Below are 25,618 nucleotides of genomic sequence, written 5' to 3'. Positions count from 1 at the left end.
AATGTTAAATTATTGCAAGATTTTGGTGGAGGGAAGATAAACCAGCAATTGTATGATGATAGCAAACAAACAGATCAATGGGCAGGTTCATCCTGCCGCAGGGCTGCTATATAATAGTTCCAGCATCATCAATGTGAGTCCTGAAGGCCGCATTGTATCCATCTTCACAGGTGCTTGGTTATTAGGTGCAGCCATCAGCAGCGTTGACAAGAAACCGGTTAATAGCCTGCTGAAACTGTTGGGAGCGGGTTATCTCCTGTACCGTGGCATTTCCGGCAATAGTTTATTTAATGGCGTTATGGGAAAACGGCAGCCCGACAGGCATACGCGGGCAGTGAATATCAGAACTGCTATTCTGATTGATAATCCACGTGAAGAAGTATTTTATTTCTGGCGGCAACTCAGTAATCTGGCCGTCTTTATGAAGCATTTGCAGTCGGTAGAAGAAAGAGATCCATTACATTCCCACTGGGTGGTGAAGGGCCCTGGGGGCATTGGTACGCTGGAATGGGATGCTGAAATCGTGAAAGAGATTCCTGGTCAGTTCTTGGGATGGCGATCTTTAGCGGGTTCCAGTATTGCGACTGCAGGCAGGGTTACGTTTACGGATATTCCGGGTGGAGGTACAGCTGTGGATGTTATGTTGACCTACAGAGCCCCTGCGGGGCAGATAGGCAGCGGGTTAGCGTGGTTACTGAATCCTGCATTTGAGCGAATGGTGGTAAATGACATCCGGCGGTTCAAGCATTTTATGGAAACCGGAGAAACGGCACAGTGAAGTCTTCCTTGTTTAAAATAAAACAGGCTGCAGCGTATAGTTGCAGCCTGTTTCTTTTTTGCTTGTTCATCACTGTTCGTAATGCGTTATGACAATGCTTCTTTCTTAAAGTTGTGGTAGGTATTCTGACTTTCATTGATGAGTTTTAAAACTTTTTCACGAACATCATCCTTCAGTCCGGTTACCTGTGTTTCAAATACGTCGCGGAGTTCATCCAGTTCTCCATTTCCTTTTCCAACCATTTTGTTGATTTTCCGACGCCATTTCCCAGCCCTGTATTTGATTTTATTGCGGGTACCTTCTCCACTGTCCGGGGCTGTGAGAACACCTATAACAAGACCGGCAGTAAGACCGGCCAAAGCGCCTGCTAAAAATTTAATAGTAGACATAATCACTGGTTTTTATTATGGTTTAACAAATGATTACAGCACTTAGTTTAACTGCACTGCGTAGGGTCAAATTTTCAAATATCAGGCCAAGAATGGCCCAATAGACTACATAGGCTGAATTAGTGTGATTCAATCAACATAAAAATTTTGTTAAACCCAGATATCGTATATACGTTGCCGTTATACTCCCAAAATGAGGATCAGCATTCGCTGATTCACGGTTGTAATGGGTTATAACCAGTAATTTTATATTAAATAATACAGCCGGAACAATATCAGCGTTGACATTCGTTCCGGCTATGTGGATAAGATAAGCGAGTAGATAATGGAATTTATAAAGTCAAACGGAGCAGTAAAATAATCAGGATTTTTTGTTTTTCAAAACTTTTTGAAAGAAACGAAAATAATAAATTTATTTAAAAAGTCCTTTTCTGCCCCGCAAGACGCTCCCCTACTCTGCTAAGAGCTGGTCTATTAATCTGTTAAAATTATATTTGAATTCTTCATAATGTTCGCCGGTACCAGGTCCGTTGAAGCCGGTGTGCACTTCTTTTACATTACCTTTCTTGTCGATGAAGATGGTAGTCGGGAATCCTTTGATGCCTGTCAGCTGCGGTAGGGTTTTAGCGCCCTTTTCCGGATCGCCGGGAGTAACGCCGGTAATCAGTACCGGATACTGCACATCAAAACGTTTCAGGAAGCCGGAGAGCGATTTCTTAGATTTATCGAAGTCGGTAGTACGTTCATAGGCGAGGCCCAGTACTTCTACGCCACGGTCCTTGTTCTTTTTGTACCAGTCGCTCAGGTAATTCGTTTCATCCATGCAATTAGGGCACCAGGAGCCCATCAGGGTAATAACAACCGCCTTTCCTTGGAAGCGCTCATCCTGTAAGCTTACCTTTTTGCCTTCCATATCGGGGAAGGAGAAGGTCAGCGGACCTGCGCCAGGCTTCAGTGTAGCGATGGTGGCTTCATCCTGGAGTTTGGCAGTGTCGTTTTTTATGGCAGACCAGCTTTCTTTTCCATCGCCGATACCGGCGTAGAAAGTACCGCCTACAATAGCATCGCCGCTTACTTTGGCGGTGAACAGATAGGCATGAGAACCGTCGAAAGTAGAGAGTTTCAGGCTATCTCCATCCAGTACGCCATCCAGGAAGCGATAATCGCCGGTGGTGGTCAGGAAAGTGCCATGAACGGTATTACCTTGCTGTTTGAACTCTCCAATGGCATAAGAGGAATCGTTGTCTTTTCCTTTGAACCAGGTAGCCCAACGGCCGTTTACAGATCCTTTAGCAGGATTATTTACAGGAAAGCGTTCGGTGGTATTAGGAGTAGCAGAGAATGGTATGCTTACATCCTTATCGGCCAGGTGGCGGGTCCAGGTACCGGTCATCTCCCCATTGGCCTGTAGTTGCGCTTTGAAATCAGAATCAAAGAAAGGCATTTTAATGAAGACGGAATCTCCTTCTACCTTCACATCGTCTACCAGCAGTCGGTCTGTCGCATTCAGTACAAAAAGTACTTTATGACCGGCGGTGTCTTTCACTTCAAAATTAAAAACAATGGCGGCACCGTCTTTACGATGCAGCTTGGCCTGCCAGGTTCCTGGTTGCAGGTCTTTTTTTGCGCCGGTATTACATGCGGCCAGGGATATTCCTGCCACCAGGCAGCTCCATAATTTCTTCATAGCATTAACCTTAAAAATGTTATTTGTTGTAGTTTCTTTCTCCGAAGAGCATACTGCCGATACGGACCATGGTACTGCCTTCCTGCAATGCCAAAGTATAATCGGCGCTCATCCCTACGGAGCGTTCTTTGAAATAGTCCTGCGCGCTGAAATATTTATTTTTAACAGTATCGAAAATTGAATGGAGCTGGTGGAACTCTTTTCGAATCTGTGTTTCGTCGGTAGTATTGGTGGCCATTGCCATCAGTCCTGCGATGCGTACGCCGGAAAACTGCGTCTGTTCCTGTTGCCAGGTATCCAGTAAGTCATACAGTTCCGTTTCGTCGAGGCCAAATTTAGTTTCTTCTGCTGCAATATGCAACTGTAAGAGGCAATCGATGACCCGGTTATTTTTTTGTGCCTGTTTATGTATTTCTGTGAGCAGTTTCAGGCTATCCACTGCATGGATCATTTTTACAAATGGCGCGATATACTTGACCTTATTGGATTGCAGGTGTCCGATGAAGTGCCATTCGATATCGTGTGGAAGTACGGCTTCTTTATCTACCAGTTCCTGTACATAGTTCTCTCCGAAGATACGTTGTCCTGCTTCATAGAGCGCTTCTACATCTTCTACAGGTTTTGTTTTGGAAACTGCTACCAGTCGCGCTTTATAAGGGGCCAGTTCGCCCAGGATCTGATGATATGCCGTTAGATTAATTGCCATGGGGCAAAAATAGGGAAGATTGGCCTGATATGCCAGATATGGCCCAAAAAGAACGCTCCCCCGTTACTGGGAGAGCGTTGTATAACAATTGACATATTATGCACCTTATTGAAGTATGGATCTTGCGATTACAATACGTTGTACTTCGGAGGTACCCTCATAGATCTGGGTAATTTTAGCGTCACGCATGAGGCGTTCTACATGATATTCTTTTACGAAACCGTATCCACCGTGTACCTGAACGGCTTCCGTAGTCACCCACATAGCCGTTTCAGAAGCAAAAACTTTCGCCATGGAGCCGCTGAGGGTATAATCCAGGTGGTGATCTTTTTCCCAGGCTGCTTTCATACAGAGCAGACGGGAGGCTTCGATACGAGTGGCCATGTCTGCCAGTTTGAACTGGATAGCCTGATGCTGAGAAATTTCCTTACCGAAAGCTTTTCTTTCTTTAGAATATTTCAGTGCCAGTTCATAAGCGCCGCTGGCGATACCCAGTGCCTGAGAGGCAATACCGATACGGCCGCCGGCCAATGTTTTCATGGCAAATTTAAACCCGAATCCATCTTCGCCGAGGCGGTTTTCTTTTGGAACCACCACATCCTGGAACATGATACTATGTGTATCGCTACCACGGATACCGAGTTTATTTTCTTTAGCGCCTACGGTCACACCGGGACTGTTCTTCTCTACGATAAAGGCATTGATCCCTTTGCTACCTTTTTCCGGATGCGTTTGGGCAATGACCAGGTATACGCTGGCGGAGTTACCGTTGGTGATCCAGTTTTTGGTACCATTCAACAGGTAATGAACTCCTTTATCTTCCGCAGTGGTACGCTGAGAAGTAGCATCGGAACCTGCTTCCGGCTCACTGAGGAGGAAAGCGCCGATGATCTCTCCTTTAGCTAAAGGTACAAGATATTTTTGTTTTTGTTCTTCTGAACCGTAAGTTTCCAGGCCCCAGCAAACGAGGGAGTTATTCACGCTCATTACTACGGAGGCGGAAGCATCTATTTTTGAAATTTCTTCCATTGCAATCACATAGGAAATGGTGTCCAGACCGGCGCCGCCGTATTTAGGACTTACCATCATCCCGAGGAACCCAAGTTCTCCCAGTTTCTTGATCTGTTCTGCAGGAAATGATTGTTTTTCGTCTCTCTCTATAACACCAGGCAAGAGCTCATTTACAGCGAAGTCGCGAGCGGCCTTCTGTATCATGAGATGTTCTTCTGTGATTTGATAATCCATGTAAAATTTGTTGTTTTAGTGTGATATGCACAAATTATCCATAAATAAGGAGCTAAAAAAATGCCTTCAATAAAATTCAATGTTGTTTATCAGATCACAGAGATTATTGAATAAATCGCTACAATAACGTTATGGGATTGGATATAGTTCATTAAACATCCTATGTTTTTTGTGTCCCGGGCGGCGCTCTGCTTTGGGGGTTCAGGTAAAATCCCTTAGCTTGCCGTATAGCATATTCCCTTTTTATGAAGAATATCAAGATAATAGAAGTAAAATCAGAGATAGGAGCAGGTACCCGCGGCGCCAGTCTGGGCGTGGAAGCGATCAAAATTGCCGCCCTGGATTTCATGAGTAACTTCTTTGTTCACTTTCCTACAGAAGCCATCGAAACAGAGAACAAACTGCTGTTTGAGCCCATTGAATCGCCTTACGCCAAAAGAATCAAAGGTTTGCTCACTATGTATGAGCGTATCAGCAAGAGTGTTTGCGAAACGGTAAAAGCTAATTGGTTTCCGGTATTATTATCCGGCGATCATAGTACCGCAGGCGCCACCATTGCGGGTTTGAAGATGGCCCATCCTAAATCCAAACTGGGAGTGATCTGGATAGATGCCCATGCGGATCTGCATACGCCATATACCACACCTTCCGGCAATATGCACGGGATGCCGCTGGCCACAGCTATTGCGGAGGATAACCTGGAATGCAAGGTGCATGAAATTGATGAGCAGACCTCCAAGAGCTGGAATGCCTTGAAAAATATAGGAAAGATAGCGCCTAAAGTATTGCCGGAAGATATCGTATTTATATCCCTGCGGGATTATGAAAAAGAAGAAGATTATCTGATCAAACAATATGGCATGAAGGTGATTACTACCAGCGAAGTGCGCAGAAAGGGGCCGGAAGCCATTTCCAGGTCTGTATTCCGCTATCTGAGCGATTGTGATTACATCTATGTTTCCTTTGATGTGGATAGTCTGGATTCCTCCATTTCAAAAGGTACTGGAACGCCGGTGAGTAATGGGTTACGTGAAAGAGAGGCAGAAGACCTGATTTCCAAGTTTATGCAGCATCGTAAGATTTGCTGTTTTGAAATCACGGAAGTGAATCCTACGTTGGATCGGGAGAACCTGATGGCGGAGATAGCATTTAATATCCTGCAGCGTAGTGTGAATGTGCTGATGATGAATTAGTATTATTTCGGGAGACCGCCAGGCCTCCTGTCAACATCGTTACATAAAGCGACAGGCCGTTTCTGCTGAGCAGGGACGGCCTGTTGACTTTTTATCTGATATCGAAATAAGTAATCAGCCAGCCGGTTACTTCGCTATAGGAGCGGATTCCTTTCAGTTGTTTATTAGCTTTCAGATATTGATCGTAGAACATAGCGCTGTAGTCGTCTACTTTTCCTTCATACTTTCTGTAGAACTGTACTATGGCCTTATAATCCTTTCTCACGCCGGGTACTGCTTTGTGCCATACCTGGCTGGCCAGTGTGGTATCTCTCCAGGATAACTGCCTTACGCTGTATAAAAACATTTCCAGGTTGGCCGAATAACGGAAACGGCTATCCGTAGTACTGGTTGCGGCCAGGTACCCTACGAAGTTCGCATCTTCTTCCGGCGCGTAGCCTAACTGATGGGCAATTTCATGGCAGGTAATAAAGGGGAGCATCACTTCCGGCGAGGCGGTGTTTACCTGTGCTTCGTTGGTCCATGGGTTGAGATAGCCGGTAGTGCCTGTATAGTTGAGCCACTCGCCGAACAATGCCTTTTTAATGCTGGGATGTTCATACCTGAAAGCTGGCCATCTCCCTGCGGCTGCATCATACGCCATAACGGCTCTTTTAAAAACGGGTACAGTACTGGTGTCTGGGCCGGTAACGCTCCCCGTATCTCCCAGTAGCAGCTTGTCGCGGTTCACCAGCTGCACCAGGGTATCCGACAAGCGATAGAGTTGATCTGTATTATAAGGGCCGGAAACCAGCCTTGTATCTGGCGTTAGCGGTTGTCTTTCGTAATTTAATCCCCAGAGTACCAGAAAGGCCAGAAAGAGGTTCAGTAGGGCGTGAATGCCCTTCAGTGCTTGATAACCGGCCATTGCCCACTCCATCCGGATCAGTTTATAACATAGTTTTAACAAATAAAAAATTCCTGTTATAATCCACAGTGTATAAATTACGTCGCCAACACTAAAAGGCACTATACCTGTGAGTTGTCTGAAAACAGCGCTGGTCCACTTATACCACCCATTGAAGTAGAAGTATCCGAACCGGGAACTCCAGCCCATTAATCCTTTTAACAACAGTATAGCCGTCAGTGTTAGTACAATACGGATAACCTTTACTCTAATTTTGGTTTTTAATTCCATAGAAAGAGGATCATGATAGATGAATCTTTACAAATTTTGCTTGGCGGAGCCATATCTGAAAAACTGCAGGTGAAAATACACATTAATGAAGCAAAAAATGTTGGTGGCGGGGAGATAAATGAAACATTCCGGATAAACACCAATGAGGGATATTTTTTCCTTAAGCTGAATGATGCCACCAGGTACCCAGAAATGTTTCGCCAGGAATTTGCCGGACTGGAAGCGCTGCGTAAAGCAAGGGCATTGGCAGTTCCACGCCCATTAGCCACTGGAACAGCAGGCGGCAAGACCTTCTTATTAATGGAATTTATCCAAAAGGGAAATGCGATTGGCGATTTCTGGGAAGATTTTGCGGCGGGGCTGGCCCGTCAGCATATGCAAACGCAGGATACCTTTGGTTTTCCTACTCCTAATTACATTGGAACGATTAAGCAATACAACACACCTTATAGCAACTGGTCCGTTTTTTATGCCTTTAACCGACTGATGCCACTCACTAAACTGGGTTATGATGAAGGCATCATAGAAAGCAGTGTAGTGAAGCAGATGGAGCGGTTATGCCGTCATTTGCCGAAGTTATTCCCGCAGGAGAAGCCGGCATTGTTGCATGGCGATCTGTGGTCTGGTAATTTCCTGATAGGCCCTGATGGCAAGGCTTGCATTTATGATCCTGCTGTGTATTATGGGCACAGGGAGATGGATCTTGGTATGGCAAGACTCTTTGGCGGCTTCGACACCAGGTTTTATTATGCTTATCAATCGATATATCCTTTGGCTCCGGGCTGGCAGCAACGCATAGGCGTATGTCAATTATATCCGTTGCTGGTGCATACCCTTCTGTTTGGAGGGAACTACTACAGTAGTGTCAGGGAGATATTGGCAGCGTATTAATTAAATCAGAGGCCGTTGGTTTCTATGAATTTGCGCATTTTCTCGTATTCCGCGTTCACTATCGGATAATATTTGTTCATTTCACTTACAATTTCGTTGTAGAGTCGGGTGATTTCGTTCCTGCGTTGTTCCTGATCCACGACGAGGATGCCTTCCAGTGCCTGGATTTTTTCCGTGATCCAGGTAAGTCCGACCATGGCGAAGTTTGGTTTTAGTTTATGCAGGTTGAATTTCATGGAAGTCCAGTCGGATCTTTCCAGTTGTTCGCCTACTTTAGCCATTTCATCCCGGATAATACGGATAAATATTTCGAAGAGATCTGCGGCATAGGAGATATTATTTTCATACAGTCCGTTTAGAAACTGGACATTTAAGTCGGGATTGAAATCATAGCCGCTGATATTCTGCACTTCTTCCATTATAATTTCTGTTTCGTCTTCGTTGAGATATTTGTTGAACAGCTGTAGTAGCTGGTCGGGTGTATAAGGTTTGGTTAGTATATCCGAGATACCGGCAGCGCGGGCCATGGTAGCGGTGCTTTCCATAGCAACGGCGGTGGTGGCGATCACGGGAGTGGCTACGTTGGGCAGGTTTTCGTCTGCCCTGATTTTTTGAGCCAGTTCCAGACCATTCATACCAGGAATTCTGATATCCATGAGAATAAGGTCAAATTGTCTGGATTCCAGGAAATAAATCGCGTCTGGTCCATTGGTAGCTACATTATAATTGATTTTATATTTCTGCAGCAGGCTCATTATGTAGCGGAGGTTCATTTGATTATCCTCTACTACCAGGATGTTTGCATTTTCAAAGGTGCGTTGCTGCAGTTTTCTGGCGTTGCTGCGGTTGCCGGCAGCCAGTGGTTTGCCGGTATCCATGAAGGGCAGCGTAAAGCAGAAGGCTGTTTGAAAGCCGGGTACTTCCTCTACTACGATCGTGCCTCCTTGTAGTTCTACCAGTTGTTTGGCTATGGCCAGTCCTAATCCTGTTCCGCCGTATTTTTCGCGTATATCGCCTTCGGCCTGTTTATAGTTGCGGAAGATATGCTCCAGTTTATCTTTCTTGATGCCTATACCGGTATCGCATATACGAAAGCTGATCCACATTTTATTATTCAGCCAGCTTTCTTGTTGTACCCTGATGGCGATCTGTCCTTCTGTGGTAAATTTCTCTGCATTACCTAACAAATTGAGTAGTATTTGGTTCAGGAGCATATTATCTCCAATCAGCCAGGTATTGATAGCAGGGTCTAGTTCTGCTGTAATTTTCACAGGGCGGCGGCCCAGTTTCAGTTCAAAGGTATGTCTCAGGGATTGAATCAGTTCTCTCAGATGGAATTCCCTTTGGTTGACCTGTAATTCGCCGGCTTCGATGCGGGAAATATCGAGAATATCGCTGACAATACCCAGCAGTATTCCGGAAGAATGTTTAAGGAGGTTGATATATTCCTTTTGTTGGTTGTCCAGCTGAGTTTCTTCCAGGAGGTGGGCCATTCCGATGATGGCGTTGAGGGGAGTACGGATTTCGTGGCTCATACTGGCGAGGAACTCTTTTTGTGCCTGTCGGGCTTCTTCGGCGGCGCGGCGGGCATTTTCGAGGTCCTGTTGCAGCATTTTCTGGCGGGTGATATCCATGTGAACGGCGGCGCCACCGGTGATGTGACCGTTGCGGTCATACACGTTGGTGGAGCTGCAGAGTACCCATCGGCGGGAGCCATCTTTGAGGACTACTTCCAGGTCGTATAGTAGTGGAACATTATCGTTCAGTCGTTTTTTGCGAAGGGCGGTGGCAAAGGTTCTTTTCTCTGCCGGAACGAATACGTCGGTGATATTTTTGCCAATGAGTTCGTCTTCTTTGTAGCCTGAAAGTCGGCAAAAGCTTTCATAGACCCGTGTTATTCTTCCGTCCAGGTCTGTTTCGCACATGGCGGCGTTCAGGTTATTGAGAACGGATCTAAATTTTTCCTCATTCCATCTGATGGCGTCTTCCACGCTTCTGCGGCGGGTGATATCCACTATTTGCCAGATGCTGCCCATAAATTTGTCGCCTTCGAAGAGGGGAAGGTATGTCACTTCGCGATAGTGGCCATCTGCGAAGGGTAGTTCCCAACCGAACCAGGGTTTCTGCTCTTTCCGGAGGATTTGCAGTTGTTTTTTAAAGGCGTCCGGATCTTCGAGGAGTGGGGCGAGGATATTGATCACTTTCGACCAGGAGGCTTTATGGGGGATGATATCGCCGATATGTTGTTTGAGGACATCATTGACCCATATACATTGATATTTTTCGTTATTGACCATAATGCCGGCGTTCGTTTGTTGTAGCCAGGCGCTGATGGGCATAGCGAACAGATCAGGAATACTGTTGGCATTTCCTGTTGCTGGAGTAGTTTTTCTGTTAGCTTCTTTTCCTATCGACTTCATCGTTTTTTTGATGGAATAGGGGGACTAAGGGTTTTCAATAAATAAAACTTTGCGAAAATGGGGGTGGAATACCGGTTTAAAAGACTACCTTTGTAATCCTCGCCAGGTGCCGCAAAGCAGAAATATGGCTGATATTTTATTATCATATAAATATATATATAAATATAATATCAATAGTGAACAAATTTAGGAAATTTTTGCAATTGCAAATATTTAATTACCTTTGCATCCCTCTAAAAGTGAGGATATTGTTATGAAACCACTCCGAGAATATGAGATAGCCTTTGTAGGATTAAAACCAGGGGTGCATTCATTTCAGTATGAGGTGGATGATAGTTTCTTTGATAACTATGAGGGGCCGAGGGATTTCAGTAATGTGAAGGCGACGATTAATCTGAGCCTGGACAAGAAGAGTAGTTTCTTCATGCTGAAGTTTGAGATTGGCGGAACGGCCACGGTAACGTGCGATCGTTGTGGAGAGCCCTTCGAGCTGCAATTGTGGGACGATTTTCATCATGTGGTAAAACTGGTGGATAATCCGGAGGAGATGGCAGAGAGTGAGGAAGATCCGGATGTTTCTTATATTTCGAGGACGGAATCGCATTTGAATGTGTCTGACCTGATTTATGAGTTTATACATTTGAGTATTCCGATGCAGCACATACATCCTGATACTGCCGATGGCAAAAGCGGATGTAATCCAAAGGTGATTGAAATGCTGGAACGAATGAACCAGCAGGCAAAAGAGAAAGATAACCCAATCTGGAAAGGGTTGGATAAATTTAAGGACAATTAAAAATTAAATAAAATGCCAAATCCTAAACGCAGACATTCTCAGCAAAGATCAGCAAAGAGAAGAACGCATTATAAGGCGGTAGCGGATACATTAAGCACAGACAGCGCAACCGGAGAAGTGCACCTGAGACACCGTGCTCATTGGGTAGAAAACAAACTGTACTACAAAGGTAAAGTAGTGTTGGAAAAACAGAGTGCTGCTAAATAATTAATTTTACTAATTTTACCCGAGCTAACAAGAACAAACTTGAGTTACATGAGAATCGGGCTTGATATGATGGGTGGCGATTTCGCACCCACAGAAGCAGTAAAAGGAGTAAAATTATATTTAGACACTGTTGCATCAGATGTGCACCTGGTTCTGATTGGAGACGAGCAACAGCTCACTCCTCTCCTGGCCGAAGCACAGCTGGACCAATCAAAATATTCAGTTGTTCATTCATCTCAAATCGTTGGGATGAATGAACACCCTACCAAGGCACTGAAAGAGAAACCACAATCCTCTATTTCTATTGGTTTCCACTTATTAAAGAATGAAAAGGTAGACGCTTTCATTAGCGCCGGTAACACCGGAGCTATGATGGTGGGTACCTATTATTCTATTAAGGGAATTGAGGGTGTGCAACGTCCTACGATATCAACTCCTGTTCCCCGCGAAGACGGTAGCTACGGCCTCCTGCTCGACGTGGGTATCAATGCCGACTGCAAACCAGAAAACCTGGCACAATTCGCCCAACTAGGTTCCCTTTATTCCGAATATATCCTGAAAAGGCCCAATCCGAAAATTGGCCTCCTCAATATCGGAGAAGAAGAAGGAAAAGGCAATTTGCTAGCACAGGCGACTTATCCGCTCCTGAAGGAAAATAAACAAATCAATTTCATCGGTAACGTAGAAGGCAGAGATGTTTTCACTAGCAAAGCTGATGTAATCGTTTGTGAAGGCTTTACAGGAAACATCATCCTGAAAATGGCCGAGTCTTTCTATGATATCGCTAAACATCGTGGTATCAATGATGACTATCTCAACAAATTTGATTTTGAATCTTACGGTGGTACCCCCGTTCTCGGTGTATCCAAGCCCGTTATAATCGGTCACGGTATCTCCAAAGGCATTGCCTTTAAAAATATGCTGGCGCTCGCAGAGCAAATGCTACAAACTAAACTGTTGGAAAAGATTACTGCCAGCTTTGGTAACAAAGAAGCTTAATCTGCTAAAATTATTAAACGAAAGGCGCTGAGATTTCAGCGCCTTTCGTTTTTTTATGAGTTGTGGAGGATGATATCGTATTTTTTCCCGAAGCGGATGCTGGGGGAGTTCCGCCCTTACGGGCGGGCGGGCTGCTGACGAAAATTGATGTTAGGTATGACCTAAAGTGTAAGCTGGCGGGAATAAAAACTGACATCTGCGATGTCAGTTTTTATTCCCGGGGAAATTCCGCCCTTGCGGGCGGGGACGTGCCGCTGGCCAAGCGGAGATCGGGAACAAAAAACGGACACCTACGATGTCTGTTTTATTCCCGGGGGAGTTCCGCCCTTGCGGGCGGACGCGCATAAGGATGGGACGCCGCGCTGGCGGAGGATTATATCCGATTAATCTTCGTAGATAGGCATTTTTACGTAGAAGGTAGTACCTTCATTTAACTTGGTTTCAAACCAGATTTCCCCTCTCATTTGCTCCACAATATTCTTACACATCGCTAAACCAAGACCCGTTCCGGAAGACTTAGTAGTGAAGTTGGGAACAAATATCCTGGACTGAATTTCAGGAGAAATACCCCCTCCATTATCAGCAACACTCACTATTAAGAACTTATCATAGGTAGCCTGGAATCGAATCAGAATCTGGCCCCTCTCCTCTTCAGGGATCGCCTGGATAGCATTCTGTAGTAGATTTGTAAACAGCCGGTTCATCTGGGTTTTGTCTGCATACACAAAATATTTCCTGTCTGGCTCCTGGTAAATCACATCACAATGCGGATCGCTCTGATATAAATCTGTCAGACTATGCACCACTTCATTGACCAATACCACTTCATTACTAGGCTCGCCAATACGCGCAAAGGCCGAAAAATCAGATGCAATATTCGCCAGATGCTCTATCTGCTCAACGAGGGTATTCGCCACGTTTTTGGACATTTCCTTCACATTCGGACGGTCTTCCGCAATTGCACGCTGCAGATATTGAATACTCAACTTCATTGGCGTTAGCGGATTCTTGATCTCATGCGCCACCTGACGCGCCATTTCTCTCCATGCGCCCTCACGCTCACTCTTAGCGAGTCGCGCCGCACTGACCTCCAGTTTACGAACCATCTTGTTGTACTCTTTCACCAACGCTCCGATCTCATCATCTTTGTCCCATTCAATCTCATCGTTACGCTGTCCCAGATTTACGTGACGTAATTTTTCTGTTACCAGCGAGAAAGAACGTGTAATCGAATTCGTTATCAATAACGCAATGATACCCGCAATCAGGAAGATAAAGGCATTGAACGTAATCAACGCCACCAGGAAGCTGGAAATTTGTTGCTTCAACTCCGTTTGTGTAGCGAAATACGGCACATTCAAATACGCAAATACTTCTCCACTATCATTTCTCAAAGGAACATAGCCAGAGAGGAATGACATAGTACCAATTTTCTCGTACTGAATAAATTGGATCAACTGCTGATTATACAGCTGATAATACCCCATAGGGTCCATTTTCCGGGAGATGAGCCCTTTCTCCGCCATCAGCGGTTGCGTAGTGATTTGCAGATTGCCATCGCGGTCATATACATTGATATCCATCGCGCGATCATCGGCAATATTGGCTAGAGAATTACTCAACTGTACCAACAAATGAGAATCATAAATATCACCTACCTGATCATGCGTTTGCTGATTATCAAATACCTTCTCTACATCATTGGCCACCTCTCCCATGGCCTTACTCAGCTTCTCTTTATTCTGTACTTCTGAACGATAAATGAAGAATTTAATAGTGGTAAGCCCCAGTATGATAAAGGAAAATACGACGATGAAAATAATAGTACCGTGTACTTTCCTGCGAATACTCACTTTAACAAGACTACGCAGATTGCTGATACGCATCCTCGCTTTGATCAGCAGATCAAAGACTTTATAAATAACAATGATCAGCAGGAACAAACAGAACATACATGCGAAAAGCGCAATAAACTCCACAAAAGTTCTGTTCTCTTTTACTACCAACACCACTTTATCCGGAGAGGCTTTGTAAATCAGCTCAGACCGGCCTCTGTCGCGGCGCACAAAGACATCCGATGCCGGTAATTCATGGGCGTACAACCGGATAGGAAATGGAAAATCGTTGTTATTACTTACCAGTATTCCCTTGTCGTATATCGCATAGGAATAGGCAGACGCGTTCTCTCTGCTTGCATCTGTCATTTCCCCTTCTACCAGTAGTTCTGGATATATTCGGTCTGTGGTAGTTAATTTCGGCGTAATTACATACAATAACCAACCGATACCGGCATGATCTACGGGACTAAAAAATTCTTTCTTCCCGATGTAACTGTATTGTTTGAAGCTCTTTTCGTAATAATACAGATCATTCCCTCCCAGCTGTACTGGTGCGGCTTCCGAGTCGAACAACATATGCCGGTTGAAGGTAATGTAGCTGATTGTATCCGATGGATAAATGGGATCGCCGTTTTCATCAAATGGATAGAAGGATACATTAAAGCGGCTCAGATATCCCTGGAAATATTTCTGCATCAGGTCGTTCTCCAGCTCCGACTTACTGGGCACAGTTTCCCGGTGATCGAAAAATGATTGCAGGTATTCATCATGCTCCATTTTCTTCCCGATATCATTCAGGAGAATTTCCAGGTAAGGATCTTTTTGTTTGGAGAGATCTTTTGCCAGACTTATACGGGCCGTGACTTCTTTTTGATTGTTATAGTAGACAATAGTTCCCGAAGTGGTCACTGTTAACAAAAATAACCAGAAGAGAAAAGGTACGGTAGCCACTGTACTCTCGAACCGGTCAGCGATGAAGTCCAGCAACACAATATAGAGCAGCAGCCATATTACCATGGTCACTGTGAAAGGAATATCCGGATTATTCAATCGGAATAATATCCAGATAATACCAACCGCAGCGAGCCAGATATATTTAGTACGATAGCGGAAATTCGTCAGTTCATTCAGCAGATAGTTGATGATCTGAGAGAAGAACAAGAAGCTGAATGAGATGAAACCCAGTACCACAAAGCCGATGACACTATATTCATTCAGACTGAAGAAATTAGTAACGTCGAAGGATATACGAGAATCGATTACCAGCGATTGAATGAGATCTGCCAGGAATTGTTCTACTACGTAAAGTACGAGGCTCGCAAAGATGATGATCAGGCTTTGCTGCCAGCGTTTCTTAATGACTGGCGGATTAATGGTTTTCACGTGTTCGCGGAAGAACACAATCATCCAGAAAACGAGAATAACGTTGATGGCCAGATCGCCGAGGGATCGGAATATTTCATCTTTAGCGTAGATGCTTGGATCGAAGATATTCAGCGCCCGCATATTGAACGGGAAGGCATATACGTAGCTGAGTACACGCAAACCCAATACTACAGCGAATAAGAAGAGGAAGCCGTATAGAGGGTTTGTGGTTTTGGCCAGCAGGGTAACAAAGAGATTTATAAAGATGAGGACACAGATGCTACCCAGTACCCGGAATATAACGCTGAAGAGGTTCGGTGGCCGGGAGTGCGAGGTTTTATCATAATCCAGGTAAAAGAGCGTTTTATTATTGCTGTTGATGACGGGCAGCACAATATGTTCAGAAGCCATATAATGCTGTGGGAAGATATGGATCTGATATTCGCGGCCCAGGGCAGGTTTATCGTAGAAATGATTGACCAGGTAGTGGTTTTGCAGGGCGTATTCCATGCGTACAGGAATCAGTCCCACTACATGCCGGATATGTCCTTTGGGCGCTAGAACGGGTCTTACCAGTACTTCATAGTATCCATTTTTCAGTTTCAGGAAGTAGTCTCCTTGTCTGAAGTTATTGGGGATATTATCCAGTTGCACCGTGTTGGTGCTCCAGAATGTAAGCCAGGAGCCTTCTGTTGAAGTAGAATCGTAAGCAAATACCTGGTATTCCTGATCCACGATTTTCTTGATAGTGGCTTCGGAATAGGTTCTGCTAAAGAGTTCATTGACTACAGCAGTATCTTTCAGGAGTTTATTGAATGCGGATTCTCTTTCCCGGATACTTTTTTCCAGGCTGTGCTGTACTCCCTGCGGCGAGGAGTAATAGGACCAGTAGTTGCTGAAGAGGAAGGCGAAAGTGAAGAGCCATGCCGCTATAATCAGCAGATAACCATGCCGCAGGAAGAAGAGGCGTATTTCTTTAGTGTCGATCAAGAGACAAATATTTGGACTAAGCTTTTTCCAGTTGTTTTACCTGGTTCCATAGTGTATCCATTTCCGTTAGGGACATATCGTTGAGACGTCGTCCCTGGCTGAGGGCCAGTTCCTCCATTTGCTGGAAACGGCGTTGGAATTTACGATTGGTACGTTCCAGCGCGTTTTCTGCATCTATTTGCAGGAAGCGGGAATAGTTTACCAGGGAGAACATCACATCACCGAATTCTTCCTCAGTGTGATCCTGGTTACCGGATTTAACGGCGTCTTCCAGTTCTTTTAGTTCTTCCTGTATTTTATCAAACACCTGTTCGTTTGTTTCCCATTCGAAGCCGGTTTGTTTGGCTTTTTCCTGGATACGCATGGCTTTCACCAGCGCAGGGAGCGCTTTGGGAACGCCGCCGAGCACAGATTTTTTACCTTCTTTCAGTTTCAGTTTCTCCCAGTTCTGCTTTACTTCTTCTTCATCGGCAACAGTAACATCTCCATAGATGTGCGGATGGCGGGCTATCAGCTTGTCGCACACCCCGTTGATCACATCATTAATATCAAAAAGCTGCTTTTCCGACGCTATTTTTGCATAAAACACCATATGGAGCATGATGTCTCCCAATTCCTCCTTAATTCCCTTCCAGTCTTCGTCCGTAATGGCGTCAGCGAGTTCATAGGTTTCCTCGATGGTGAGCTGGCGGAGCGTCTGGATGGTTTGTTTCCGGTCCCAGGGGCATTTTTCCCGCAGATCGTCCATGATCTGGAGTAGTCTGTCAAATGTGGCTGTCTTTTCCATATTGCCGTAAAAATAAATAAAAAAAGTCCATCAAAGGAGGCCAGATCGGAGCAATAAGCAAGCCAGAAACTGTGAATTTCTTTTTCTTGGGAAAAAGGCCAATTTAGTTACATTTGCGAGCTATAAATTAGCGATTTATTTTTGCTGTGAGGACAGGATAATTGCCTGCAGCATTGAATTGCATCCCAAAATGAATTAGACATGAATCCGAAACACATTGCACTTATTTCATCGGAATTGGGTATTTCCTCCAGACAGGCGGAGAATACGATGAATCTGTTGTCTGAAGGCTCTACCGTACCCTTCATTTCCCGTTACCGTAAAGAGGTAACAGGCAGTTTGGATGAGGTGCAGATTGGTAGGATCGAGGATTTGCAGAAGCGTTACAAAGAAGTAGACGAACGCCGCGAGTTCATCATCAAAACCATTACTGAGCAGGAAAAGATGACTCCTGAGCTCCAGGAAAAACTGGAAGCTACATGGGTTCTTGCAGAACTGGAAGACATTTATCTCCCGTACAAACCAAAACGCAAAACCCGCGCCACTGTTGCAATTGAGAAAGGTCTTGAGCCTCTGGCCAAAATGCTGTTTGACCAGCAGGACGGAGACACCACTGCAGCAGAAACTTTTATCAACGAACTTGTAGCTACTTCAGAAGAAGCGCTGAAAGGAGCGAGAGATATTATTGCAGAGTGGATCAACGAGAATGCGGAATGCAGAGACAAACTCCGTAAGCTCTTTACCCACACTGGTAAGCTGACCTCCAAAGTGGTGGAAGGCAAAGAAGAAGAAGGTAACAAATACAAGGATTACTTCGAGTTTGCAGAAGATTTAAAGGAGATGCCATCCCATCGTGTGCTGGCTATTCTCCGTGCAGAAAGCGAAGGAATTCTGTTTAGTTCTATTGCTCCGGTGGAAGAAGATGCCATGGGTATTGTGAACAAACAGTTTGTTACTGGTAAAGGCACTGCTGCTGAGCAAGTGGGTAAAGCCGCTACAGACGCTTACAAGCGTTTACTGCGTCCTTCCCTGGAAAATGAATTCCGTGCTGGCGCAAAAGAAAAAGCAGACGGCGAAGCGATCGACGTATTTGCTGAAAACCTCCGTCAATTATTGCTGGCAGCTCCTCTGGGGCCGAAAGCGGTGATTGCCATTGACCCAGGTTACAGAACAGGTTGTAAAGTGGTAGCACTTGATAACCAAGGTAATATGCTGGATCATGATGTTATTTTCCCACTGGAAAAGAACTATAAGCGCGATGATGCGGAAGCCTTGTTGAAAAAATGGGCGGATCGTTATGACACTGCAGCTATTGCAGTAGGTAATGGTACAGCAGGTCGTGAAACAGAAGAATTTGTTAAGAAGATAGATTTCGGCAAGAAGATCAATGTTTTCATGGTAAATGAGAGCGGCGCATCTGTATATTCTGCTTCAGAGGTAGCCCGTGAGGAATTCCCTGACCAGGATGTAACTGTTCGTGGCGCGGTATCTATTGGTCGCAGATTGATTGATCCGCTGGCTGAACTGGTGAAAATTGATCCTAAATCTATCGGCGTAGGACAATACCAGCATGATGTGAATCAGTCGAACCTGAAACAGAGCCTGGATCGCGTGGTGGTAAGCTGTGTGAATAACGTAGGCGTGAATCTGAATACCGCTTCCAAACACTTGCTGGCTTATATTTCCGGTCTGGGTCCATCCCTGGCGGAGAATATCGTGAAATACCGTAAGGAAAACGGCGCATTCAGCAACCGTATGCAGCTGAAGAAAGTACACCGACTGGGAGAAAAAGCTTTTGAGCAGTGCGCGGGCTTCCTTCGTATTGAAAATGGCGATAATCCGCTGGATAATTCGGCTGTACACCCTGAACGTTATGCGATTGTAGAGGAAATGGCTTCAAAACAGCATTGTTCCATACAAGAGTTGATGGGTAAAGATGATCTCCGTAAGAAAATCAATCCTAAGGATTATATCAACGAAGAAGTTGGTTTGCTCACCTTGGAAGACATTCTGAAAGAGTTGGCCAAGCCTAGTCGCGATCCAAGGGATGAGATCAGCATTTTTGAGTATGCAGAAGGTATTCACAAAATTGAAGACGTAAAACCAGGAATGGTATTACCGGGCGTAGTAACGAATATCACTGCGTTTGGCGCTTTCGTTGATATTGGGGTGAAGCAGGATGGATTGGTACACATCTCCCATCTTTCCAACAAATTCATCAGCAATCCTAACGAAGCGGTAAAGCTTAACCAGAAGGTACAGGTAACTGTTTTGGAGGTAGATGCGATGCGTAAGCGTATTTCATTGTCGATGAAAGACAGCAATGAGAAAGGCGGCGGACAGCAGCAGTCGTCTGGTCCTCGTAAAGAGCAGCAGCGTAAAGACAAGCCTGCCCGTAAAGAGGAGCCGCTGAATGACTTCCAGGCGAAGTTGGCAGCGTTGAAGAATAAGTTTAATTAATCTTTCTGCTATAAAAGCAAAGCCCCGGTTGATGATCAACCGGGGCTTTTTTTATTGTTTGAATTTCTTTATCCAGGTTTGGAATTTCTGTGGGTAGTGCGTATCTCCTTTCTCGCTGAAGATGCGGAGATGGTGGCCGATATTGAGTCCTACGTAGATGATATCATCGTTCATGTCTACTGCGATTGCTGCGGCTTCGTCTCTGTGGCCTACTTCATAGCCTTCATCGAAGAGGATATTTTCTTCCACTTCCAGCGGGGGTGTAACGTCGAAGCGTTCGAGGAAATCTTCCTGCATTTGAGGCCCCAGTAGTTTGGAGAGTCTTGTTTTCAGGGGTTCCATGTCCAGTAATTCGATATCTTCCGGGTATTTGCCATCAAGGGTATTGAAGGTATGCCAGGAATTGACGATTTCAGCGTGGATGGTATCAGTGATGGTTTGCATGGTATCCATTTCCGGAGGAGTCAGGTCGTCGGAGTAGACGAGGGCTCTCACCTTCTGAACGGGACTATTACAGGATTGTTGAGTAACGGCGCCGGGCAGCAGCAACAGTAACCATAACAGCCAGGCATCATGTGGACGAAGTTTTAGCATATTTGTTGGATGACCGTGATCAATCAGGTACCACCATCCTGATTGGGCAGGTGCTATTGGGGTTAACAAATCAAATAATAAAAAGTTTAATATTATTTTATTATCTGCCTTTAAATTCCGGTGTTCGTTTTTCCACGAAAGCTTTCATTCCTTCTTTTTGGTCTTCAGAGGCGAAGAGCAGGTAGAAATTTTTTCGTTCGAAAACGAGGCCGTCTTCCAGGGAGGAGTCGAATGCCTTGAGGACAGCTTCTTTGGCCATTTTCAGGGCCAGAGGGCTCATTGCGGCTGTTTCAGCGGCTAGTTTGATCGCTTCCTGGAGGAAGAGTTCTACCGGGACGATACGATTGATCAGGCCGGCCTGGAGGGCTTCCTGGGCGGTGATAAATCTACCGGTGAGGACCATTTCCATGGCGAGTGCTTTACCCACGGCGCGGGTGAGGCGTTGGGTACCGCCAGCGCCGGGCATTACGCCTAATTTGATTTCAGGCTGGCCGAAGCGGGTGGTTTCGCTGGCAACGATCATATCGCATAGCATGGAGAGTTCGCAGCCGCCGCCGAGGGCAAAGCCGCTCACTGCAGCGATAATGGGTTTTTTAATTTTTTTGATGGTATCCCAGGTAGAGAATTGATCGATATTATACATATCGATGGCGGAATTACCCATCATTTGTTTGATATCGGCGCCTGCGGCGAAGGCTTTTTCGTCGCCACTGAGGACGATGACCCTTACCTGGTCATCAGCATCCAGTTGTTTGAGCGCATCGCGGAGTTCTCCCATTAGCTGGAGGTTCAGCGCGTTGAGTTCTTTGGGTCTGTTTAACTGGATGTGCGCAACATAGGGCGCCACTTGCTGGTGTATGATTATAAATTCTGGTTGCATGGATGGAAGTTACAGAAATACTGAAAATATTACCGTACCTGCTAAAAATAATACGAATGCAACAATCAATATATAATTAATCCAGATCACCGCAGCCTTCCAGATGGTTCTTCTGATGGACCTTTTATAGTTATTATACAGTCCGAGTACCAGGTAAATAAAGGAGCCCCATAGCGCCCAGGAGAAACCATCAAATGCTGGCCAGATACGAACGATCAAGGCTGTTACCAGCATGGTGATGAACATAAAGGAATGGAAGTGTAGTGCAAAGATAGCATGGTCCGCATAGAGGAGTGTCTTATCTTTTCTGTACACCCATTTCGTCAGCAATGCAAATAATGGCAACAGCAGGAACATTACTTTTGGCGCATGATGGATGAGGTCTTCATTGACTTTTTTCCAGACAAGGCTATTCACCTCATTGGGAAGTCCCCCTGAGGTCAGGTCCCGGAAGTAATACCATCTTATTTTAAAGCTGGCAATCAGTTTATTGCTTCGTTGGGCTTCTGGGAGGGCTGCTTGTTCGGCCAGATAACGTTTTACGCGGGGGCTGAATTTAAACAATGCCTCTTTGTTAGGTCCGTGTCCATCTCCTTCCAGGGCTTCCATGGCAGCATGATCCCCTTCCGCTGCAATTTCGTGGTGGATACTGTCTCCTTCAGCCGTATCGAGAGAGTCATGAGTGATGGAAATTAAGCCTTTTTCGTAGGCTGTTTCTGGTTCATTCGTAGATGCGCCCCTCTCCGCAGATAGCTGTTTGGCTGTATCTGGTGCGGCATGGTACCTGTATCCAGTGAGACTATCAGATGACTGGCTGACATCAGGAGATGTATGCGCAGTTACTGGTTTTTCTGTATGTATTTTTGGAGAATCCGTATTGGCGGCAATTTCGTTCGATACCAGCTGATTAACAGAATCGATTACATAAGCGGCTTCTGTTTTCTTTTTATGTTTTCTGGGAGTGTCGTCTGCTCCGGAATTGATCGTAATGATATGTTTGGAAAACACACCAAACGCTGTCAGGAAGAAGACGAAAGAGACAAATACGTAAAGTTTTATGGGGTTTACATATCTTACTCTCCTACCGGCCATATACTCCCTGGTAAGGAATCCTGGCCTGAACAGCAGATATTTAAGGGTAAGGAGGAATTGAGAATCATAGTGAAAGATATCGGCAACAAAGTGTTTTACCAGGTGGCCAAATGTTTCATGCTGTACTGTATTTTCCTGTCCGCAATGGCTACAAAATCTCTCAGGTACTTCAAATCCGCAGTTAAGGCAGTGGTTATCTGAACGTAAAGGTTGTGTTTTCACTTAGATTTAGATTAATGGCCGGGCAAAAATATAAAAATAATCCGGACAGCGTTTATTGGACGAGAAAAACAAACATCTGAAAAATTTTAAATTGAATTTTACGTTTAATTTGCAAACGCAAAAGCCGAACATCTTTACATGAAGCGATTAATTACCATGCTGATATGTTTGCTGGGCATAGCCAAAGCTGCCAGCAGTCAGTATTATTTCCAGGATATAGTGAATACGCAATTTACCGTTGCCAATCTGGCCTTATTGAAGCAACAGAAGGTAGCTTCCCAGATGGTGCAGACTTTCGACCCCTCCATGCAGGTGGATAAGGATTTTCGCTGTGTACGGTTATTAAGTCCGACTTACCATCAGATGCGCGCTATTACCAATAGTACTGCTACTGGATATGAGGTCTTAATCAGTAGTTTTTCTGCCAAGGGGCTGCTGACTAAAACGGTAGATAGTACAGGCGCCAGTGTAACGATTACCCAGTACCGTTATGATGAGAGTGGTCGTTTGTTGGCCGTGAGCAGCAGCTCACAGGCGCTGAATAGCAAATTGAAGTTTGAAGAAACCCGTAATTACCAGTATGATACTGCGGGCCGACTGCAGTTGATGGTCCAGAAAAAGAGTGTCAGTAATGATTCCCTGGTGGTGAGGTTCAAGACAGATGAGCAGGGGCATGTAGTGGAGGAGCAGCCGGCTATGGGTAAGCGTACGTATTTTAAGTATGATCAGGATGGTCAGTTAACGGACATCTACAGTTATAATGCAGCGAAGAAACGTATGTTGCCGGACTATATGTTTGAATATGAAGGCAAGCAAATGAAGAAAATGACGGCTGTCAACACTGCTACTTCCAGTTATACTGTTTGGGAATACAGTTATCAGGGGAATGGTCTTCCTGACCGTGAAAGCTGCTATGGTAAAGGAAGAGAGCTGTTGGGGATGGTAAAGTATAATTATACTTTTAATCCTTAATGCATAAATTTCTTTGAATCATTTGAAAAAAAATTTGTAAATTCAAAAAGATTCCTATCTTTGCAATCCCAACGAAAAAAGCCCACTGGGTGAGTATCTTGGGAAAGTTCTTAAAAGATAGGCGGAAGTAGCTCATTTGGTAGAGCACGACCTTGCCAAGGTCGGGGTGGCCGGTTCGAGCCCGGTCTTCCGCTCTAAGGTTTAACACCTTGATACCCTGGTGGTGGAATTGGTAGACACGCGGGACTTAAAATCCCGTTCGCAGCAATGCGAGTGTGGGTTCAACTCCCATCTGGGGTACAGATCAGAACTGGCGTTCTGAAAAAAGCTAAAAGGCATCGCGAAAGCGGTGCCTTTTTTTGTTTGTGTAAGATTTCCAATATTTCTATTCGCGGATTTCTCCTTGCATCATTCAATTTTTGCATCGTATGAGTCGTTACCTACTTCAAATAATAAACGAAGACTTATTACAACAATTCAAGGATAAGGTTGATGCAAAAGCCCTTGCTACTACTTTTTCAGCATTAGAGGATGCCGAATTATCTAATGGTGACTTCAGTTTTTATACTTCGGTTGCTTCAGTATATTCCAGTAAAATCGAAGGTGAGCCTATCGAGTTAGATTCATACATAAAGCATAAGCGCTTTGGCATTGAATTTCAGCCAGATTATACAAGGAAAATTGACGACTTATACCTTGCCTATCAATTTGCTAAAGATCATACCCCTACTAAAGAGACTATCTCAAAAGTACATGGCATATTAGCTAAACATATTGTATCCAGCAATTGGCAGGGACGTTTCAGAAATCAGAATATGTATGTCACCACTGAGGATGGAAGAATTGAGTATGTCGCAGCTTCTCCATTTATAGTTAATACTGAAATGGAAAAACTGTACAGTGACATTGAATTCTTGGTGAAACAAAAATTGGATATACAGGAGGTCTTTTATTTCTCCAGCATGATTTACCTGGTTTTTGTGAAGATACACCCATGGAATGCGAATGTGGGTTCAACTCCCATCCTGCGTACACATAGAACTGGCGTTCTGAAAAAAGCTGAAAGGCTTCGCATAAGCGATGCCTTTTCCATTTGTGATAATATCCTACTAACTAACTTCTCCTGAATGATAAAAAACGTACATTCCCGTCACAATTACTAACTTTACACATCAACCTTATCCCTTATATCCATGGAAATACTTGCTCTAACATGTCCTCAATGTGGCAGTGCTGATGTAAAACTATTACCTGAACGCAGCGATATGGCTCAATGCAATCGTTGCGGAGCGCTTATTTTTATCCCTGCTGCTCCTATGGGGGACACAAAACCGAAGATAACTGAAGTACAGCAAGAGCAAGAGCTGGAAGTAGAGGAAGAGGAAGTAGTTTATCCCGTTAAACCAACCCCTCCCCCTATGCCAATAGGTTCATATATATTGCCTGGAGGCATGTTAATAGTGGGTCTAATCGGTATACTTGTGTCGTCAACGGGAGGGACTTCAGCCCCTCAGTCTGTCGCTGTCTGGGGAATACTATTACTGATTGGTGTTGTTGCATTGGTAAGGGTATATAAAAACGAGGGTGAAAAACAAGAAGAATATGAAAACAGTGAAGAGATGCAGACATATATAAGAGAAAGGGATGCTGCCGTCGCTAAATCCTGGGCCCAAATGGAAGAACGTGAGCGCCAGAAAAAATGACACAAAAGCAGGTGACATTTTCCGCTGCTATATTTAAAGCCCCATCACTGGAAAATTTGAATCATAGGAGTTTCAAAAAATTGTGATGCATCTGGAATGATCTATGCTACTGGCATTAACCTTCTTTGTATTTTAGGCGTATTATTGCTGCAACTCCGCAATAGGCTGCCTAAGAAAAGGATAGGAAGTACACCTGGCTATGGCTGTTAATCAAAGTAAATTTTGTA

General features: G+C 44.7%; 21 protein-coding genes and 2 tRNA genes. 12 read left to right on the top strand and 11 right to left on the bottom strand.

Annotated elements, in window-relative coordinates; all coding sequences use genetic code 11:
* Window positions 1-52 precede the first annotated feature (52 nt).
* Complete coding sequence (locus tag CLV59_RS04425; RefSeq protein ID WP_111590779.1) at window positions 53-778, top strand: SRPBCC family protein; 726 nt, start codon at window positions 53-55, stop codon at window positions 776-778.
* A gap of 86 nt (window positions 779-864) precedes the next feature.
* Here the strand turns inward: CLV59_RS04425 and CLV59_RS04420 are convergent, their stop codons facing one another.
* From CLV59_RS04420 to CLV59_RS04405, 4 genes are all read right to left on the bottom strand, one after another.
* Complete coding sequence (locus CLV59_RS04420; protein WP_111590778.1) at window positions 865-1,167, bottom strand: YtxH domain-containing protein; 303 nt, start codon at window positions 1,165-1,167, stop codon at window positions 865-867.
* A 451-nt stretch (window positions 1,168-1,618) separates the two neighbouring features.
* On the bottom strand, window positions 1,619-2,854 hold the full coding sequence (locus CLV59_RS04415) for a peroxiredoxin family protein (protein ID WP_111590777.1): 1,236 nt from the start codon (window positions 2,852-2,854) through the stop codon (window positions 1,619-1,621).
* A gap of 19 nt (window positions 2,855-2,873) precedes the next feature.
* Window positions 2,874-3,560 (bottom strand): YggS family pyridoxal phosphate-dependent enzyme, encoded by a 687-nt coding sequence (locus CLV59_RS04410; RefSeq protein ID WP_111590776.1) that lies wholly within the window; start codon window positions 3,558-3,560, stop codon window positions 2,874-2,876.
* A 105-nt stretch (window positions 3,561-3,665) separates the two neighbouring features.
* Window positions 3,666-4,805 (bottom strand): acyl-CoA dehydrogenase, encoded by a 1,140-nt coding sequence (locus CLV59_RS04405; protein ID WP_111590775.1) that lies wholly within the window; start codon window positions 4,803-4,805, stop codon window positions 3,666-3,668.
* 245 nt (window positions 4,806-5,050) lie between these two features.
* Here CLV59_RS04405 and CLV59_RS04400 point away from each other — a divergent pair, with 245 nt between their 5' ends.
* Window positions 5,051-5,998, top strand: coding sequence for an arginase (locus CLV59_RS04400; protein ID WP_111590774.1), 948 nt, complete (start codon window positions 5,051-5,053; stop codon window positions 5,996-5,998).
* A 91-nt stretch (window positions 5,999-6,089) separates the two neighbouring features.
* Here CLV59_RS04400 and CLV59_RS04395 read toward each other — a convergent pair whose 3' ends face one another.
* Complete coding sequence (locus tag CLV59_RS04395; protein WP_111590773.1) at window positions 6,090-7,175, bottom strand: DUF3810 domain-containing protein; 1,086 nt, start codon at window positions 7,173-7,175, stop codon at window positions 6,090-6,092.
* 12 nt (window positions 7,176-7,187) lie between these two features.
* Between CLV59_RS04395 and CLV59_RS04390 the strand changes: the two genes are divergently transcribed.
* Window positions 7,188-8,066 carry a fructosamine kinase family protein gene (locus CLV59_RS04390; RefSeq protein WP_111590772.1) on the top strand — a complete coding sequence of 293 codons (879 nt, stop codon included), beginning with the start codon at window positions 7,188-7,190 and terminating at the stop codon, window positions 8,064-8,066.
* A gap of 5 nt (window positions 8,067-8,071) precedes the next feature.
* Here the strand turns inward: CLV59_RS04390 and CLV59_RS04385 are convergent, their stop codons facing one another.
* Window positions 8,072-10,486 (bottom strand): PAS domain S-box protein, encoded by a 2,415-nt coding sequence (locus tag CLV59_RS04385; RefSeq protein WP_111590771.1) that lies wholly within the window; start codon window positions 10,484-10,486, stop codon window positions 8,072-8,074.
* A gap of 253 nt (window positions 10,487-10,739) precedes the next feature.
* Between CLV59_RS04385 and CLV59_RS04380 the strand changes: the two genes are divergently transcribed.
* Genes CLV59_RS04380 through plsX form a run of 3 tightly spaced genes read left to right on the top strand, consistent with a single transcriptional unit; the run spans window position 10,740 to window position 12,488 of the window.
* Window positions 10,740-11,282 (top strand): YceD family protein, encoded by a 543-nt coding sequence (locus CLV59_RS04380; protein ID WP_111590770.1) that lies wholly within the window; start codon window positions 10,740-10,742, stop codon window positions 11,280-11,282.
* Between the two features lie 12 nt (window positions 11,283-11,294).
* Complete coding sequence (gene rpmF / locus CLV59_RS04375) at window positions 11,295-11,489, top strand: 50S ribosomal protein L32 (RefSeq protein WP_073079237.1); 195 nt, start codon at window positions 11,295-11,297, stop codon at window positions 11,487-11,489.
* Window positions 11,490-11,537: 48 nt separating this feature from the next.
* Complete coding sequence (gene plsX, locus CLV59_RS04370) at window positions 11,538-12,488, top strand: phosphate acyltransferase PlsX (protein WP_111590769.1); 951 nt, start codon at window positions 11,538-11,540, stop codon at window positions 12,486-12,488.
* A gap of 383 nt (window positions 12,489-12,871) precedes the next feature.
* On the opposite strand, the gene CLV59_RS04365 is transcribed toward plsX, so the two are convergent.
* Together CLV59_RS04365 and mazG are read right to left on the bottom strand one after the other, a co-directional pair.
* The gene (locus tag CLV59_RS04365) at window positions 12,872-16,681 is read right to left on the bottom strand and encodes a sensor histidine kinase (RefSeq protein WP_111590768.1); all 3,810 of its coding nucleotides are present in this window, start codon (window positions 16,679-16,681) and stop codon (window positions 12,872-12,874) included.
* A gap of 16 nt (window positions 16,682-16,697) precedes the next feature.
* Window positions 16,698-17,468, bottom strand: a complete 771-nt coding sequence (gene mazG, locus CLV59_RS04360; protein WP_111590767.1) for a nucleoside triphosphate pyrophosphohydrolase — start codon at window positions 17,466-17,468, stop codon at window positions 16,698-16,700.
* A gap of 201 nt (window positions 17,469-17,669) precedes the next feature.
* Between mazG and CLV59_RS04355 the strand changes: the two genes are divergently transcribed.
* On the top strand, window positions 17,670-19,928 hold the full coding sequence (locus CLV59_RS04355) for a Tex family protein (RefSeq protein ID WP_111590766.1): 2,259 nt from the start codon (window positions 17,670-17,672) through the stop codon (window positions 19,926-19,928).
* Window positions 19,929-19,979: 51 nt separating this feature from the next.
* Here the strand turns inward: CLV59_RS04355 and CLV59_RS04350 are convergent, their stop codons facing one another.
* The 3 genes from CLV59_RS04350 to CLV59_RS04340 form a co-directional block, all read right to left on the bottom strand.
* A complete protein-coding gene (locus CLV59_RS04350; RefSeq protein WP_111590765.1) occupies window positions 19,980-20,522 on the bottom strand; it encodes a hypothetical protein in 543 nt (180 codons plus the stop codon).
* A 100-nt stretch (window positions 20,523-20,622) separates the two neighbouring features.
* The gene (locus tag CLV59_RS04345) at window positions 20,623-21,402 is read right to left on the bottom strand and encodes an enoyl-CoA hydratase-related protein (RefSeq protein ID WP_111590764.1); all 780 of its coding nucleotides are present in this window, start codon (window positions 21,400-21,402) and stop codon (window positions 20,623-20,625) included.
* Between the two features lie 9 nt (window positions 21,403-21,411).
* Window positions 21,412-22,716, bottom strand: a complete 1,305-nt coding sequence (locus tag CLV59_RS04340) for a DUF3667 domain-containing protein (RefSeq protein WP_111590763.1) — start codon at window positions 22,714-22,716, stop codon at window positions 21,412-21,414.
* 138 nt (window positions 22,717-22,854) lie between these two features.
* Here CLV59_RS04340 and CLV59_RS04335 point away from each other — a divergent pair, with 138 nt between their 5' ends.
* The 5 genes from CLV59_RS04335 to CLV59_RS04315 all read left to right on the top strand — a co-directional run bounded on the left by CLV59_RS04335 (window position 22,855) and on the right by CLV59_RS04315 (window position 25,391).
* Window positions 22,855-23,688: an RHS repeat protein gene (locus tag CLV59_RS04335; protein WP_111590762.1), complete on the top strand. Its 834-nt coding sequence runs from the start codon at window positions 22,855-22,857 to the stop codon at window positions 23,686-23,688.
* Between the two features lie 121 nt (window positions 23,689-23,809).
* A tRNA-Gly gene (locus CLV59_RS04330) sits at window positions 23,810-23,882 on the top strand.
* Between the two features lie 20 nt (window positions 23,883-23,902).
* Window positions 23,903-23,988 (top strand) — tRNA-Leu (locus CLV59_RS04325).
* Window positions 23,989-24,116: 128 nt separating this feature from the next.
* Window positions 24,117-24,815 (top strand): Fic family protein, encoded by a 699-nt coding sequence (locus tag CLV59_RS04320; protein ID WP_111590761.1) that lies wholly within the window; start codon window positions 24,117-24,119, stop codon window positions 24,813-24,815.
* Window positions 24,816-24,881: 66 nt separating this feature from the next.
* The gene (locus CLV59_RS04315) at window positions 24,882-25,391 is read left to right on the top strand and encodes a hypothetical protein (protein WP_146616124.1); all 510 of its coding nucleotides are present in this window, start codon (window positions 24,882-24,884) and stop codon (window positions 25,389-25,391) included.
* Window positions 25,392-25,618: the final 227 nt, after the last annotated feature.

Source organism: Chitinophaga dinghuensis, assembly GCF_003259435.1.
Taxonomy (GTDB): Bacteria; Bacteroidota; Bacteroidia; order Chitinophagales; family Chitinophagaceae; genus Chitinophaga; species Chitinophaga dinghuensis.
Note: the sequence above shows the minus strand (reverse complement) of the source record. Positions and strands in the feature narration are given on the sequence as shown.

Coding starts and splice junctions, on each gene's coding strand:
- mazG (WP_111590767.1), bottom strand. CDS start 17,468: ATGGAAAAGACAGCCACATTTGACAGACTACTCCAGATCATGGACGAT.
- plsX (WP_111590769.1), top strand. CDS start 11,538: ATGAGAATCGGGCTTGATATGATGGGTGGCGATTTCGCACCCACAGAA.
- CLV59_RS04315 (WP_146616124.1), top strand. CDS start 24,882: ATGGAAATACTTGCTCTAACATGTCCTCAATGTGGCAGTGCTGATGTA.
- CLV59_RS04395 (WP_111590773.1), bottom strand. CDS start 7,175: ATGGAATTAAAAACCAAAATTAGAGTAAAGGTTATCCGTATTGTACTA.
- CLV59_RS04350 (WP_111590765.1), bottom strand. CDS start 20,522: ATGCTAAAACTTCGTCCACATGATGCCTGGCTGTTATGGTTACTGTTG.
- CLV59_RS04425 (WP_111590779.1), top strand. CDS start 53: ATGATGATAGCAAACAAACAGATCAATGGGCAGGTTCATCCTGCCGCA.
- CLV59_RS04380 (WP_111590770.1), top strand. CDS start 10,740: ATGAAACCACTCCGAGAATATGAGATAGCCTTTGTAGGATTAAAACCA.
- CLV59_RS04420 (WP_111590778.1), bottom strand. CDS start 1,167: ATGTCTACTATTAAATTTTTAGCAGGCGCTTTGGCCGGTCTTACTGCC.
- CLV59_RS04345 (WP_111590764.1), bottom strand. CDS start 21,402: ATGCAACCAGAATTTATAATCATACACCAGCAAGTGGCGCCCTATGTT.
- rpmF (WP_073079237.1), top strand. CDS start 11,295: ATGCCAAATCCTAAACGCAGACATTCTCAGCAAAGATCAGCAAAGAGA.
- CLV59_RS04405 (WP_111590775.1), bottom strand. CDS start 4,805: ATGGATTATCAAATCACAGAAGAACATCTCATGATACAGAAGGCCGCT.
- CLV59_RS04390 (WP_111590772.1), top strand. CDS start 7,188: ATGATAGATGAATCTTTACAAATTTTGCTTGGCGGAGCCATATCTGAA.
- CLV59_RS04320 (WP_111590761.1), top strand. CDS start 24,117: ATGAGTCGTTACCTACTTCAAATAATAAACGAAGACTTATTACAACAA.
- CLV59_RS04415 (WP_111590777.1), bottom strand. CDS start 2,854: ATGAAGAAATTATGGAGCTGCCTGGTGGCAGGAATATCCCTGGCCGCA.
- CLV59_RS04400 (WP_111590774.1), top strand. CDS start 5,051: ATGAAGAATATCAAGATAATAGAAGTAAAATCAGAGATAGGAGCAGGT.
- CLV59_RS04335 (WP_111590762.1), top strand. CDS start 22,855: ATGAAGCGATTAATTACCATGCTGATATGTTTGCTGGGCATAGCCAAA.
- CLV59_RS04355 (WP_111590766.1), top strand. CDS start 17,670: ATGAATCCGAAACACATTGCACTTATTTCATCGGAATTGGGTATTTCC.
- CLV59_RS04385 (WP_111590771.1), bottom strand. CDS start 10,486: ATGAAGTCGATAGGAAAAGAAGCTAACAGAAAAACTACTCCAGCAACA.
- CLV59_RS04410 (WP_111590776.1), bottom strand. CDS start 3,560: ATGGCAATTAATCTAACGGCATATCATCAGATCCTGGGCGAACTGGCC.